Below are 14,440 nucleotides of genomic sequence, written 5' to 3'. Positions count from 1 at the left end.
AACGCCGTACGGGCCACGCGGGTCACGTCGGCCGGGCGGCGGTCGGCGCCCGGTCAGCGTGCCCCGAACCGTCGCGCCAGTGCACGCAGGGGTGCGGAGCGGCCCCGGTCGGGCACCGTCCACAGCGTCTCGCCGCGCACCCCCCACCGCTCCAGCAGGGCGTTGGCGGCGAGGAACCCGGAGGTGGCGGCGCGCTCCATCAGCGCCACGGGCAGATCCGTACGGACCAGGTCACCGGCGACGACGACGGCCGGGTCCGGGGTGCGGACCGTGGGGCGGTCGCGGTAGCCGCCGACGGCGAACAGCGGGCAGTCCGCCCGCCACTCGTGCCGAGCCGCGACGACCCGGGCCCGGCGGGTCTCCGGGTACACCCGGTGCAACTGGTCGACGAGGTGTTTCTCCTGGACCTCCCTGACGGTCCCCGACGGCACGGCGTACGCGTGGAGTTCGACGACACAGCCGCCGGTGCGCGCAGCCCAGCGGGCCGCCTCGCCCTCCCAGTGGGACAGCACGCTGATGTTGTCCAGCCCTCCGTACCCGCTCGTGCCGAGGAAGCCCGGCCGGCCCGGGGCTACCGGGCGGTCCAGCCACAGCCGGGAGACCAGGAACGGCGGAGCGTTCCGCAGCCGTGCCACCCGTGCCCGCCAGGCCGCGTCACCCAGGTGCGGCGACCTGCGCACCACCCCCCGCAGCCCGCCGACGTCCAGGGCGAGCACCACGGCGTCGTACGGCCGCGCCCCGGCGGCGTCGACGACCAGATGGCCGCCGGACGGACCCGGCCGGACGGACTCCACGGCCGTGCTCGTCCGGACCCGGACGCCGTGCCGTGCCAGGTGTCCCGCGAGGGGGTCCCACAGTGCCCGCGGAAACGGCTCCCGGGGCACGTCGAACAGCAGTCCCTCGCTGGAGCCGAGGAAGTAGACGTGGAACATCAGCGCCATCTCGGCGGCCGACAGCTCGCGCGGGTCCGCGAAGAAGCTGCGGGAGAACACCTCGAAGGCCAGGTGCCGCGCGGCCGCGGGAAAGCGCAGCGCGTCGAGGAACTCGTGGGCGCTGACGTCGTCCAGGCGCTCGTGGACGCGGCGGGTACGGACGTCGAGCAGCGGCAGCGCGGCCGAGGGCCGCAGGGCCGTCAGGTCGCGCAGCCCGAAGCTGGGGCTCAGGGCGACGAAGGCCAGGGCGCTGAACGGGGGCGTGCGCGGAATGCGGCGGAAGCTGTCGCACAGTCCGCTGCTGTGGCGCAGCGGGTAGTCCGGCAGGCCGGTCAGCATGCCGAGGTCCGGATCGCAACGGCGCAACAGGCTCCGCAGGTTGTAGTACTGGCGGAAGAAGGCGTGGAAGCCCCGGCTCATCGTGGCCGGTGTGCCGTCCGGCAGGGCGACCGTCCGGCCCCCGACCCGGCCGCCGAGCACGGGCTCGCGTTCGTGCAGGACGACGCGCACCCCGCGTTCCGCGAGGGCGGTCGCCGCCGCGAGGCCCGCGATGCCGCCGCCGACCACCGCCACCGACGGCGGATCGCCCGCGACCCGCTCCTGGCCCGCCGCCGGGCGCAGCACCCGCGCCCGCCGGTCCCTCCCGGGCGGCCGCTCCTCGCCCCCCTGCCCGGTCCCACCGCGCCGGATCATCGCGCATCACCGGCGGGGACCCGGTTGCCTTGCGGGCCGCCGCCCCGCAGCCCCCCGCACCGGGACGCGGTGGTCCGCGTACCGCCGGTGTGCGTGGTCCCGCCCCGGGGCGCCGTCGACCCGCCTGTGCCGGGGCGGTTCACGGGACGGTGGTAGTCCGGGGCGGGGACGGCGGGGCGGCCGCGGCGGGCCGCTCCGTGGCCGAAGGCGGCGATCGGTGCCGTGTCGTGGCGGAAGGGCATCGGTGACTCCCGGGGTTCGGCACTCAGCGGAGGGGGAGGCGGCGGCGCCGCAGCCACGGCAGTTCGGCCGCCGTGCGCAGCATCGGCAGGACGGGGACGCGCACGCCGACCGCGAGGTCCTCGCACGGGCCCGACCGGCCGTCCAGGAAGCGCAGCAGCCGTGCGGCGGGTACGCGGTCGAACAGCCGGAAGAAGAGGTCGGGGCCGTCGACCCGGCCGGTGTCCAACGCACGCAGCAGCACCGCGTCCATCAGCCGGGCCCGCGCCGGATACGGGGGCGGCGGCACCGGCCGGCGGCCCGCGCGCACCGCACGGGCCACGGCCTCGGACTGCCGCTGCACGGCGGTGAACGTGTAGCCGGTGGACGCCCGGGTCGCCCCGCCCGCGACGCCGATCCGGAAGACGCGGTCGCCGTCGCCGTCCTCGGCCCGCCGCCCGAAGTCGGCGTCGGTCATCGGGATCACCCCCTGCTCGGTCGACAGGACCTCCACGGCGCCGGTGCCGAGGACGCGGCGCGTGTAGTCCTCCAGCGCGTCGTCGTACGCGTCGGATGTCAGGGGCGCCGGGCCGAACCCGGTGTACTCGACCAGCGCGGTGTGCCGTCCGGTCGGCAGCACGTAGCCGAAGGACAGACCCCGCGCCGGCTGCGCCGTGCGGAAGTCCATCAGGTCGACCACCTCCGGCTCGAAGACCGGCCGCTCGGTGCGGACGAACCAGCCGCGGAAGTGCTGGAGCAGGCGGGTACGGGCGGCCGGCAGTCGCTCCGGCGGGCGTGAGTCGAAGACCCAGCGGGCGCTCAGGCGGACCCGGGCGCCGGTGGCGTCCGTGGCCGCCACCCCCGCGGTGCCGTCCGGCAGGCCGGTCACCGTGCCGACGGTGGCCGACAGGCGCCGCAGCCCCGGCCGGTCCTTCAGGTCCCGCTCCATCAGCGCCTCGAAGTCGTCCGAGCGGATCATCTTGTAGCGGGCGGGCGCGATGTGCCGCCGGACGACCGCCCCGCCCCGGCCGCGCACCCGCAGCCACTCCCACGACGCCGTCGTCGCCCGGTCGAAGCGTCCGGCCCCGGTCTCCCAGTAGCACCAGGTGCGCCGAGGAGGGCGCAGCGGGCCGGGCGGCGGATCGATCAGGACCACAGAGGGCACCGCACCGTGCGGTGCCCCGGACGGCAGCCGGTGCACCAGGGAGAGCCCCGCGGCCCCGGCGCCGACGACCACGATGTCCGCGTCGAGCGCGCCCGCCTCCCGCACATCCGCGTCGAACACACTGCCTCCTTCCCTTCGGTCCGCCCGCCGGCTCGGTCCCGTTCGGCGGAGTATTCCGCTCCGGTGCCGTCCGCGGTCGCCCGGCGCGCTGGACGCCGCGGGCGCGGAGCTCCGCCGGGGGCCGAGGTTGCGCCGGGCGGGTGACTGCCGGACGGGAACCGGCCCCCGCGGCGTCGCACCCGAGGCGAGCGGGGAAGGCATGACGCCGACCCCACGAGAGGACCCCGCGATGTGCCCCAGCACGGTCCACGACGGCACTCACCGGGCGGGTGGACCGCCCGCCGGCCGGAGCGCGCGATGACGCGGACGGTGCCCGGCCGCACCGACCACGTCGTGGTCGTCGGGGCCGGACTCGCCGGGCTGTCCGCCACCTTGCACCTGCTGGGCGCGGGGCGGCGGGTGACCGTCGTGGAACGCGAACCACTGCCCGGCGGCCGGGCCGGCCGACGTGAACTCGGCGGCTACCACCTCGACACCGGACCGACCGTGCTGACCATGCCGGACCTGGCCGACGAGGCCTTCGCGGCCGTCGGCGAACGGCTGCGCGACCGCGTCGACCTGCTGCCCCTGCACCCCGCCTACCGGGCGTGCTTCGCCGACGGCACCACCCTGGACGTGCACACCGACGCCGACGCGATGGAGGCGGAGGTCGAACGGTTCGCCGGAGCACGGGAGGCGGCCGGGTACCGGCGGCTGCGCGACTGGCTCGGGCGGCTGTACGCCGTGCAGATGCGCCGGTTCATCGACGCCAACTTCGACTCGCCGCTCGGCCTGCTCACCCCCGACCTCGCCCGGCTCGCCGCCCTCGGCGGCTTCGGCCGCCTGGAGAGCCGCATCGGAGGGTTCCTGACGGACGAACGGCTCCAGCGGATCTTCTCCTTCCAGGCCCTGTACGCCGGTGTCGCGCCGGCCCGCGCGCTGGCCGCATACGCCGTCATCGCCTACATGGACACCGTCGCCGGCGTCTACTTCCCGCGCGGCGGCATGCACGCCCTGCCCCGCGCCATGGCCGACGCCGCCGTCGCGGCCGGGGCCGACCTGCGCCTCGGCCGCGACGTCACCCGCCTCGAGCGGTCCGGCAGCCGCGTCACCGCCGTCGTCACCCAGCACGAGCGCATCCCCTGCGACGCCGTCGTCCTCACCCCCGACCTGCCCGTGGCCCACCGGCTGCTGGGCCGCCGCCCGCGCCGGCCCGTCGCCCTGCGGCACGCGCCCTCCGCCGTCGTCCTGCACGCCGGCACCACCCGAACCTGGCCGCACCTCGCCCACCACACGCTCTCCTTCGGCGCCGAGTGGCGAGGCACCTTCGACGAACTCACCAGGACCGGCACCCTCATGAGCGACCCGTCCCTGCTGATCACCCGCCCCACCGCCCACGACCCCGCCCTCGCGCCCGAGGGCCGCCACCTCCACTACGTCCTCGCGCCCTGCCCCAACACCGACATCGGCCCAGGCGCCCACGCCTGGAGCGACCTCGCGCCCCGCTACCGCGACCGCCTGCTCGCCACCCTGGAACACCGGGGACTGACCGGCATCGCCGCCGCGGTCGAGGAGGAGTGCCTGGTGACCCCCGCCGACTGGACCGCACAGGGGCACGCCGCGGGCACCCCGTTCTCGGTGGCCCACACCTTCGCGCAGACCGGGCCCTTCCGCCCCCGCAACCTGGTGCGCGGCACCGACAACGCCGTCCTGGCGGGCTGCGGGACCACCCCGGGCGTCGGCGTACCGACCGTACTGGTCTCCGGGAAACTGGCCGCCGCCCGCATCACCGGAAAGCGGGCCCGCCCCGCGGCGGCCGGGGGAGGGCACCGATGACGACGCGCGAGCTCGACGCCGCCGGCATCACCGATCCTGAGCTGCGCGCCGCCTACACCCGGTGCCGGCTCCTCAACGCCCGGCACGGACGCACCTACTTCATGGCCACCCGCCTGCTGCCCGCCGACCGCAGACCGGCCGTGCACGCCCTGTACGGGTTCGCACGCCGGGCGGACGACATCGTCGACGACACCCGGTCCGGCACCACGCCCCACGAGCGCGCCGCCGCCCTCACCCGCCTCGACGCACTGCTGCGGCGGGCGCTCACCGGCCAACGGCCGGCCGCCGAACCCGTGGTGCTCGCGCTGGCCGACACCGCCGACCGGTACGCCATCCCACCGGCGCACTTCACCGACTTCATGGCCTCGATGCGCGCCGACCTCACGGTCACCGACTACGCCACCTACGCCGACCTGCGCGCCTACATGCACGGTTCGGCCGCCGTCATCGGCCTCCAGATGCTGCCCGTCCTCGGCACCGTGACCGACCGCGCCCCGGCCGCCCCGCACGCGGCCGCACTGGGCGTCGCCTTCCAGCTGACCAACTTCCTGCGGGACGTCGGCGAGGACCTGGACCGGGGCCGGATCTACCTCCCCGCCGACCTGCTGGCCGCGCACGGCGTCCACCGAGACCTGCTGCTCTGGAGCAGGCACACCGGCCGCCCCGACCCGCGCATCACGGCCGCGCTGCGGGCCGCAGAGGACCTCACCCGGGCCGTCTACCGCGAGGCCGAGCCCGGCCTCGCCATGCTCGACCCCGTCGCACGGCCCTGCATCCGTACCGCGTTCGTGCTCTACCGGCACATCCTCGACGCCGTCGCGGAGGGCGGGTACGCGGTGCTGCACCGGCGCGCGGTGGTGTCCCGCCGGCGCCGCGCGGCGGTCGCGGCCGACGGACTGGTACGTGTCCTGCACGCCCGGCTCGGTGCCCGTCGCGCCCCTACGTCCGCGCCGGTGCCCTGCGGCGGCGTCCTCGACGCGAAGGAGCCCGGATGAGCACCGGCCCCCGCCCGCGCCGCGGCCGCCTCCCCCTGCGGCTGCGGCGCCCCGCGGTCCCCTGGCGGCACCAGCGGCCGACCTGGCGCGAGGCACGCCCCGCCGTCATCGCGGGCGCCCTCGAACGCGCCCTGGCCCGCCCCTCGGGCAACTGGTACGTCCTCGGCGCGAGCACGGACGTGCGCCCCACGCGCCCGCTGTCCGGCACCGTCGCCGGCGTCGAGACCGTCGTCTGGCGGGACGCGCGAGGGCGGCTGGTGGGCGGCCCCGGCGCCTGCCCCCACCTCGGGGCCCCGCTGGCCGACGGCCCCGTGCGATGCGGCACGCTCGTGTGCCGCTGGCACGGACTCGCCCTGGACGGCGCCCCGTTCGCGGGCTGGGAACCGCTGCCGGTCCACGACGACGGCGTACTGGTGTGGGTACGGCTGGACGCTGTGGGGGAGGAGCCCCCGACCCCGGCTCCTCTCCTGCCCGCCCGGCCGCCCCTGCCGACGGCCTTGACGTCCGTGTGGCGCGGGGTGGGGGCCTGCGAGCCCGAGGACGTCGTCGCCAACCGGCTCGACCCCTGGCACGGAGCCTGGTTCCACCCGTACTCCTTCGTGGACCTCACCGTCGTCGAGGCGCCCGGAGCGAGCCCGCGCTCCGGCGGGACCGGTGCGGGGGACGGCGGCGGAGACGGGGCCGCCGACCGGTTCGTCGTGGACGTGTCCTTCCGGCTGACCGGGCGCCTGGTCGTCCCCGTACGGGCCGAGTTCACCGCGCCCGGACCCCGCACCGTGGTCATGCGCATCACCGAGGGCGAGGGCACGGGGTCCGTCGTGGAGAGCCACGCCACCCCGCTCGGCCCGGACGGGAACGGCCGGCCCCGCACCGCGGTCGTCGAAGCGGTGCTCGCCACCTCGGACCGGCCCGGCTTTCCTCTGGCCCGCCGCCTGGCCCCGGCCCTGCGCCCGCTGATGCGCGCCGCAGCGGGCCGCCTGTGGCGCGACGACCTCGCCTACGCCGAACGCCGAGGGCACCTGCGCGCCCGCGGCCGGTTCCCCGGCTGAACGGAGCGGCACCGGAATGCAGACCTTCCTCCCCCACCCCGGCTTCCGGGACTCGGCACTGGCCCTGGACCGGCGCCGCCTCGGCAAACAGCGCGTGGAGGCGCTCCAGGTGCTGCGCGGACTCACCGTCCCCGGCTACGGCTGGCGCCACCACCCGGCGGTGCGGATGTGGACGGGCTACGAGGAGGCGCTCGTCCGCTACGGCCTGGACGTCTGCCGGGTCTGGCGCGAGCGCGGGCACCAGGACGGCTGCGCGGCCTCACTCGTCGCGGGGCTCGCCGAGGTCCGTCCGGGCGAGCCGGTGCGCGACCAGCCGGAACTGGCCGCCGCCGGGGAACTGCCGCCCTGGCTGGGCGACGAGGCCTTCCACCGCAGCCACCGCTCGGCCCTGGTGCGCAAGGAGCCCGCGGTGTACGCCGAGCTGTTCCCCGGGGTCCCGGACGACCTGCCCTACGTGTGGCCGGATTCGGACCGGGAGCGCGGGGAGGCGGGGAGCCCCGGCGCCTAGGACGTAAGGACGGTCAGGTCCGCCGGTCGGCCGACACGTCGGTGCCGACCGTGCCGCCGTCCTCCAGCCGGGTGCTCCCCCTCACGGGAGCGAGCCGGTCTCCGATTGGTCCCCGACAGCGCACGCCAAGTGGACCCCGTGCCGGGCCGCCGCGCTCTCTAGCGTCGTCGTCATGAACGCCACCACCACGCGCGGGGCCCTGCTCGCCGCGCTCGCCTGTGTCCTCGTCGGAGGGTCCTTCACCGTCAACAGCCTGCTGGGCGACTACCCGTACGCGGGCGGCCAGTTCCTGCGCTACGGACTGGCCTTCCTGCTGCTCCTCCCGCTGGCCGGGCCCGGTGCGGCGACCCGGTTGCGGGCGCTCGGCACCCACCGGTGGCTGCGCCTCGCGCTGCTCGCGGCCGTGGGCATGGTCGGCTTCAACCTGGCCGTCCTCGCCGCGGAACGCACGGCGGAGCCCGCGGTGCCCGGTGTCTTCGTGGGCTGCGCGCCCGTGGTGGTCGCCGTCGTCCTCCCCCTCCTGGACAGGCGCCGTCCGCAACGGACCGTCCTGTACGGGGCGTTGTTCGTGGCGGTGGGGGCGTTCACGGTCCAGGGCTGGGGGCGCACCGACGCCGCGGGCATCGCCTTCTCGGTGTGCGCGCTGGCCGGGGAGGTCGGCTTCGCGGTGCTGGCCGTACCCGTGCTGCGGCCGCTGGGTCCGCGGCTGCTGTCCACCGTGGTGTGCGGCATCGCGGCGGCCGAGTCGGCGCTGGCCGGCGTCCTGGCCGACGGGGCCGGGTGGCTGCGCCCGCCGGACGCGACGGAGGCGGGCGCGCTGCTGTGGCAGGCGGTGGTGGTCACCGTCGTCGGGTTCGTGTGCTGGTACATGGGCATGCAGCGGATCGGGGCCGAACGCGCCACCCTGTACTCCGGGCTGATCCCGGTCGCCGCCGCCTGCACGGCACCGCTCGTCGGTACCGGCTCCTACGGCGCCGCCCAGGCCGTGGGCAGCGTCCTGGTCTTCGCCGGGGTCGCCACCGGGTCGGGCGCGCTCTCGTTCGCACGCGGACGGCGGCCCGCGGCGAGGCTTCAGAGGGCGCCCGAGCGGTCCTTGGAGAAGCTGTAGAGGTCCTTCGAGGTCGTGATGAGCTCGCTCTGTTCCCGCCGGGAGCCGACCATGGGCTGCGAGCCGCGCAGCGGCACCTGGGCGCTCTCGGGCAGGAACCGCACGGTCACCAGGCCGATGGCGCCCGCGACCATCAGGTAGTAGGCGGGCATCAGGTCGTCGCCGCTGATGCTCACCAGCGCCTCCGCGACCAGCGGCGTGGTGCCGCCGAAGGCCGCGACGGCGAAGTTGAAGCCGATGGCCATGGCGGCGTACCGCACGGCGGTCGGGAACAGCGCCGGCAGGGTCGCGGCACTCGGCGCGGCGAAGCAGGCCAGCAGGGTGGACAGCAGCAGGACCCCGGCAACCGGCGCCCACACGCCGTCCGCCTTCAGCAGCAGGAAGGCAGGGACGGCGAGGACGATCATCGCCGCGGCCCCGGTGGCGTAGAGCGGCCGGCGGCCGACGTGGTCGCTGAGCCGGCCGAGGAACGTGATCAGCAGCACGATCCAGACCATGCCGATCAGCACCAGCACGTCCGAGAAGCCGCTGGAGCGGTCCAGGGTCTCCGTCTGGTACGTCGGCAGATAGCCGGTCACCATGTAGTTGGTGACGTTGTAGAGCAGCACCAGGCCCATGCAGACCAGCAGCGGGCGCCAGTGCTCGCGCACGATGGTCTTGAACTCGCTGCCCGCCGACTCCTGGGCCAGCCCCTTCTCGTGCTCGTCCAGCTGCTGCTGGAAGGCGGGCGACTCCTCCAGCTTGAGCCGCATGTACAGGCCGATGACGCCGAGCGGGCCGGCGATCAGGAACGGCAGCCGCCAGCCCCAGGCGAGCATCTGGTCGTCGGTCAGCGACAGGTTCAGGACGGTGACCAGCGCCGAGCCCAGGGCGTAGCCGACGAAGGTGCCGAAGTCGAGCCAGCTGGAGAGGAAGCCGCGCCGCCGGTCGGGTGAGTACTCGGCGACGAAGGTGGTGGCCCCGCCGTACTCGCCCCCGGTGGAGAAGCCCTGGACCATTCGGGCGAGCAGCAGCAGGATCGGGGCGGCGATGCCGATGGTGGCGTAGCTGGGGATCAGGCCGATGGAGAAGGTGCCGAGGGCCATCATGATCATGGTGGTGGCGAGCACCTTCTGCCGGCCGACACGGTCCCCGAGCGGCCCGAAGACCAGGCCGCCGAGCGGGCGTACGACGAAGGCCGCGGCGAAGGTGGCGAAGGAGGAGATGACCTGGGCGGCCGGGGAGGCGCCGGGGAAGAAGACCTTCCCGAGGGTGGCGGCCAGATAGCTGTAGACGCCGAAGTCGAACCACTCCATGCAGTTCCCGAGCGCCGAGGCCCCGACCGCGCGTTTGAGCAGCGGTGCCTCGACGACCTGCACGTCCTTCTCGCGAAAGGCCCGTCCGGTGCGGCGGAGCCGGCGGGTCGGCTCCTCGCGCACCTGCCGCGGCAGGTGCGCGACCGTACTCGGCATCTTCGCCCCGCGCGGAGGGCCGGACCCGCCGTCGGGCTTCGCGTCCACCACGCCGCCGCCTCTCTGTCGCTCCGCCACGATTCGCCTGAGCGAATTCTGTGCCGCAACTCGGGATCGGCGCATGCCGGAGACGGAGCGGGGCCACGGCTCAGGGCTGTACGGGCATGCTCCGGCAGTTGGAGCCGGCGGGCTCGCCGGAGAGCCGGTCGGTGAGCCAGGCGATGGCGTTGCCCTGATCGGTGAGCAACGGGGCGAAGTGGTTGAGCAGGCCGCTGCCCACGCCCGGCAGCAGCACGGGGACGTAGGTCACCTGCCCGCCCTTGGCGCACCAGTCGACGGCCAGCCGGCGGGCCTGGCCGTGCGGGACCAGGTCGTCGCTGACGCCCGTGGCCACACGGACCGGGCTGCCGGGCCTGAGCGTGCCGATGCGCTGCTCGGCGAGGAAGTTCTGCAGCACGGGCTCGGCGCGGATGACGTCGCTGATGGACTGCCCGGTCTTCGTCCAGTCGGTGCTGCTGTCACCGCCGTAGCCGAAGAGCGCGTCGCCCACGCACATGGTCGACAGGTCCTTCAGGGCCTCCTGCCCCGCCTCGTTGATGTACCGGTCGGCGATGGGCCGCAGGGCGGGCTCGGTCTGCAGGAAGCCGTTGAGCGACCAGCCCAGGGCGCCCGCGAGGTCGCCGCCGTCGATCGCCGCCGTCACCTCCGTGAGGTCGGCGGGCGGGGCTCCCGCGTAGGTGCCCGCCAACCGGACGTCCGGGGCGTAGGCGGGCTGGAGCTCGGCCGCGGCCGCCGTGGCGCCACCGCCCTGGCTGTACCCGAACAGGCCCACCCGCGAGTCGGAGGTGACGGACGCCGAGTCGAGGGAGCGCGCGGCGCGTACGGCGTCCAGCACGGCGTGGGCCCCGTCGACCCGGTTGACATAGGTGTGCAGCCGGTCGGTGGTGCCCAGGCCGACGTAGTCGGTGACGACGACGGCGACGCCGCGCAGCAGCAGCCGGTAGACCGACAGGTCCTCGTAACCGACCGAGACCGTCTGGCCGTTGAGCCGCAACGGGTGCTCCAGGGCCATCGAGGCGGCGCACTGGTCGCCCTGGCCCATGGTGCCGGGCGCGACGGCGACCAGAGGGCGCGGCCCGTCGCCGCGCCACTTCACGGCCGGTTCGATGTAGGCGCCGGTCACCGCGACCGCCTCGCCGTTCGCGTCGGTGGACTTGTACATCAGGCGGGTCGCCCGGCCGGGGAGCGGTCCGCCGATGCCCGGCAGGCTCAGCGCCAGGGGGAGCGGCTCGCTGCGGATCAGCGCGCCGTCGGCGCCGGGGAGTTCGGACGGCGGGGTGTAGAAAGCGGGGATCTCGACGCCGCGGGACGTGGTGGGCGCCGAGTCGCCGGCCGGGCCGTCGGCCGCGGCGGCCGCGACGGCCTGGGCACCGAGGGCGAGGACGGCGGCGATCGCCGCGGCGAGCATGCGGGGACGTGGGGGCATGGCGAACCTCCTGGGGAAGGGCCGGATCCGGTCGTCCGCGGTCCCGTGGGGTCAGGGCCGTGGTCGCGCTGCTCCTGTGGGGCTACGGGACCGTAACCGCGCAGGGGTTACCAGCGGTAGCACCTGACTCATTACGGTTCAGTAACTTGACGTCGCGTCTAACAAGAGCCGGGCCAGTCGCCCCGGTCGGCCAGCCGGAGCACCAGCGCCGCGATGTTCCAGGCGTCGTCCACACCCCGGTGGTGCCGTCCCTCCAAGGGCAGTCGGGCGATCTCCAGCGCCCGTGCCATGCCGGGGCGTCGGCGCAGCCCGTGGGCCTCGGCGAAGACGGCCTTGGCGTTGGTGTGCGCGCGCTCGGCCGGGAGGCCGAAGGGGTAGGGCACCCCGTCGGCCGCGCACTGGCGGACCAACTGCCTGCGGTCGTAGTCGCCCCAGCTCGCCCAGGGCCGCACGCCCGCGCCGTGTTCACGCACCAGCGTGTCGCAGGCCTGGGCGAGACTCACGCCCCGGTCGGTCTCGGCCCGGGTGATGCCGGTCAGCTCCGTGCAGAAGGGGCTGACGCGGGAGCGGGCGGGCCGCACCAGGATCCGGTGCCGGGCCACCCGCTCCCCGGCGTCGAGGTCGACCACGGCGAGCCCGATCTCGATGATCTCGCTCACCTCGCCGGGCGGCGGCTGCCCGTCCCAGCACGTGGCCTCGAGGTCGATGACGTTCAGCAGGCCCGCGTGGCCCCCGTCCGCGGCGCGCCGGTCCATGACGGCACCGTACGGGGGCACCCGGCCCGCCGGCACCCGGATATCCCCCTGCGATGCCTAGCGACGGCTCCGTACCAGCAGATACAGGAAGTACGGCGTCCCGGTTACCGCCGTCATCAGCCCCGCGCCGAGCTGGGCCGGGGCGATGACCGTGCGGCCGAGCAGGTCGGCGGCGCACACGAGCGTGGCGCCGAGGAGGATCGCGACCGGCACCACCCGCACGTGCCGACGGCCCACCAGGGCGCGTGCCGCGTGCGGGGCGACCAGCCCGACGAAGCCGATGGTGCCCGCGCAGGCCACGGCCGTCGCGCTGAGGACGACGCTCAGCACCAGGAAGCCGAGGCGCCCGGGAGCCAGCCGCAGGCCGAGCAGCCGCGGCGTGTCCTCGTCCAGCGAGATCAGGTCCAGCTCGGTGCGCCGGGCGACGGCGACGCCGATGCCGACGACCAGGGCCAGCGCGACCGGCACGACGTCCGGCATGGTCCGCCCGTAGGTCGAACCCGACAGCCAGGTCAGCGCCTTGTTGGCGTTGAACGGGTCGGTGAGCACGATCAGCAGGCTGATCAGCGCCGCCGTCCCGGAGGCCACGCCGATGCCGACGAGGACCAGCCGGTTCTGCCGGAAACCGTCGCGGGCGGCGAGCCCGAAGACGAGGACGGCGGTGACGGCGGACCCCGCGAACGCGGCCCCCGCCACGCCCCAGGTCCCGGCGGCGGGCACGGTGGTCACCAGGATCACCGCGCCCAGCGCGCCGCCGCCGGTCACGCCGAGGACGTTCGGTTCGGCGAGCGGGTTGCGGGTGACGGCCTGCACGAGCGTGCCGGCCAGGGCGAGCGCCGCGCCCGCGCACAGCGCCGCGAGCACCCGGGGCACCCGGGTGTCCAGGACGAAGGAGACGGTCCGCCCGGCCCGTCCCTGAAGCCAGTTGACCACGTCACCGAGCAGCAGCTTGCTGTCGCCCACCAGCACGGCGGCGATCACGAGCCCCACCAGGACCACGGCCAGGACGGCGAGCGTGGCCAGGAAGACTCCCCGGCCGGGGGTCCGCAGCCGGTCCGGGGCCCCGGCCCCGGCGGTGTCCCGCACCCGCAGCGCCATCGCGACCAGGAACACGGCGCCGACCAGACTGGTGACCACACCCGTCGGCACGGACACCGCACGGGCGTCCGCGACCAGGGCCCGCAGCAGTACGTCCGAGCCCAGCACCAGGGCCGCGCCGGTGAGCGCCGCCGCGGGCATCGCCGTACGGGAGCGGGTGAAGCCGCGGAACCGGCGGGCGAGCGGGCGCACCAGGGCCGGTGCGCACAGGCCGACGAAGCCGATGGGCCCGGCGAGCGTGACCGCCGCGGCGGACAGCAGCGCCGCGAGCACGACGACCGTGACCCGGGTGGCCCGGACCGGAACGCCGAGGCCGCGCGCGGCGTCCTCGCCGAGGGCCAGCGCGTCCACCCGACGGGCCGTCAGCATCAGGCCGGCCAGTCCGATCAGGGCGATCGGCAGCATCTGCAGGACGCCGTCGAAGCCGTTCTGGCCGATGCTGCCCTGGTTCCACTGGTAGAGGCCCTCGGTCTGCTCCGGGAAGAGCAGCAGCAGGCCCTCCGTCATGGAGTTCAGGCCCAGCATCAGCGCGGTGCCGGCCAGCACCAGCCGGACGGTGCCCGTGCCGAGGCCGGACAGCCCGAGCACGACCGCGGCCGCCGCCAGGCCGCCCGCGAAGGCGATGCCGGAGGAGGCGAGCATCGGCAGCGAGACGCCGGTGGCGCCGGCCAGCCCCAGCGCCAGGTAGGAACCGGCGTTCACCGCGAGGGTGTCGGGGGAGGCGAGCACGTTGCGGCTGACCGCCTGGAGCACGGCGCCGGCCATGCCGAGGACGGCGCCGACCAGGAGCCCCGCGGTCATCCGGGGCAGCCGGGAGGCGACGACGACGGACGCGTCGCCCGGATCGGCCTGCCCGGTCAGGGCCTTGAGGACCTCGGACGGTCCGACGGCGGCGGTGCCCTGGGTGATGTCGACGACGGCGAGCACGGCGACCAGCAGGACGATTCCGGCCGTCACCGCGGCCGCGCCCGACCGGGACGTGGGGACCGTCGACGCAGGGGCCGCCGGATCGGTCGCTGGTTCGGTTGCGGTGACGGCCATGGCCC

The 14,440-nt window shown here is 75.5% G+C and carries 11 protein-coding genes; 5 read left to right on the top strand and 6 right to left on the bottom strand.

The genetic code is table 11. The features are described from left to right. Nucleotides 1–53 precede the first annotated feature (53 nt). On the bottom strand, nt 54–1,625 hold the full coding sequence (locus ACZ6IM_RS18345; RefSeq protein WP_469557543.1) for an FAD-dependent oxidoreductase: 1,572 nt from the start codon (nt 1,623–1,625) through the stop codon (nt 54–56). A 265-nt stretch (nt 1,626–1,890) separates the two neighbouring features. Next, nucleotides 1,891–3,129: a lycopene cyclase family protein gene (locus ACZ6IM_RS18340; protein ID WP_469557541.1), complete on the bottom strand. Its 1,239-nt coding sequence runs from the start codon at nt 3,127–3,129 to the stop codon at nt 1,891–1,893. A 297-nt stretch (nt 3,130–3,426) separates the two neighbouring features. Between ACZ6IM_RS18340 and crtI the strand changes: the two genes are divergently transcribed. From crtI to ACZ6IM_RS18315, 5 genes are all read left to right on the top strand, one after another. Next, nucleotides 3,427–4,944: a phytoene desaturase family protein gene (gene crtI, locus ACZ6IM_RS18335; protein WP_052840384.1), complete on the top strand. Its 1,518-nt coding sequence runs from the start codon at nt 3,427–3,429 to the stop codon at nt 4,942–4,944. Further along, a complete protein-coding gene (locus ACZ6IM_RS18330; protein ID WP_469557539.1) occupies nt 4,941–5,939 on the top strand; it encodes a phytoene/squalene synthase family protein in 999 nt (332 codons plus the stop codon). The genes crtI and ACZ6IM_RS18330 overlap by 4 nt, the downstream gene beginning before the upstream one ends. Beyond that, nucleotides 5,936–6,988, top strand: a complete 1,053-nt coding sequence (locus ACZ6IM_RS18325; RefSeq protein ID WP_052840382.1) for a DUF5914 domain-containing protein — start codon at nt 5,936–5,938, stop codon at nt 6,986–6,988. The genes ACZ6IM_RS18330 and ACZ6IM_RS18325 overlap by 4 nt, the downstream gene beginning before the upstream one ends. Nucleotides 6,989–7,004: 16 nt before the next feature. Beyond that, nucleotides 7,005–7,496, top strand: coding sequence for an MSMEG_6728 family protein (locus ACZ6IM_RS18320; RefSeq protein ID WP_052840381.1), 492 nt, complete (start codon nt 7,005–7,007; stop codon nt 7,494–7,496). A gap of 172 nt (nt 7,497–7,668) precedes the next feature. Continuing rightward, on the top strand, nt 7,669–8,604 hold the full coding sequence (locus ACZ6IM_RS18315) for an EamA family transporter (protein ID WP_052840380.1): 936 nt from the start codon (nt 7,669–7,671) through the stop codon (nt 8,602–8,604). On the opposite strand, the gene ACZ6IM_RS18310 is transcribed toward ACZ6IM_RS18315, so the two are convergent. The 4 genes from ACZ6IM_RS18310 to cdtC all read right to left on the bottom strand — a co-directional run bounded on the left by ACZ6IM_RS18310 (nt 8,568) and on the right by cdtC (nt 14,435). After that, the gene (locus ACZ6IM_RS18310) at nt 8,568–10,055 is read right to left on the bottom strand and encodes an MFS transporter (RefSeq protein ID WP_469557606.1); all 1,488 of its coding nucleotides are present in this window, start codon (nt 10,053–10,055) and stop codon (nt 8,568–8,570) included. The genes ACZ6IM_RS18315 and ACZ6IM_RS18310 overlap by 37 nt on opposite strands. A gap of 148 nt (nt 10,056–10,203) precedes the next feature. After that, complete coding sequence (locus tag ACZ6IM_RS18305) at nt 10,204–11,541, bottom strand: lipase family protein (RefSeq protein ID WP_469557536.1); 1,338 nt, start codon at nt 11,539–11,541, stop codon at nt 10,204–10,206. Between the two features lie 158 nt (nt 11,542–11,699). Beyond that, complete coding sequence (locus ACZ6IM_RS18300; protein WP_469557534.1) at nt 11,700–12,296, bottom strand: 3'-5' exonuclease; 597 nt, start codon at nt 12,294–12,296, stop codon at nt 11,700–11,702. A 57-nt stretch (nt 12,297–12,353) separates the two neighbouring features. Further along, a complete protein-coding gene (cdtC, locus tag ACZ6IM_RS18295) occupies nt 12,354–14,435 on the bottom strand; it encodes a siderophore ABC transporter permease CdtC (protein ID WP_469557532.1) in 2,082 nt (693 codons plus the stop codon). Nucleotides 14,436–14,440 lie beyond the last annotated feature (5 nt).

Source organism: Streptomyces sp. NPDC042336 (assembly GCF_055581985.1).
This window is presented reverse-complemented; position numbering and strand designations above follow the sequence as displayed.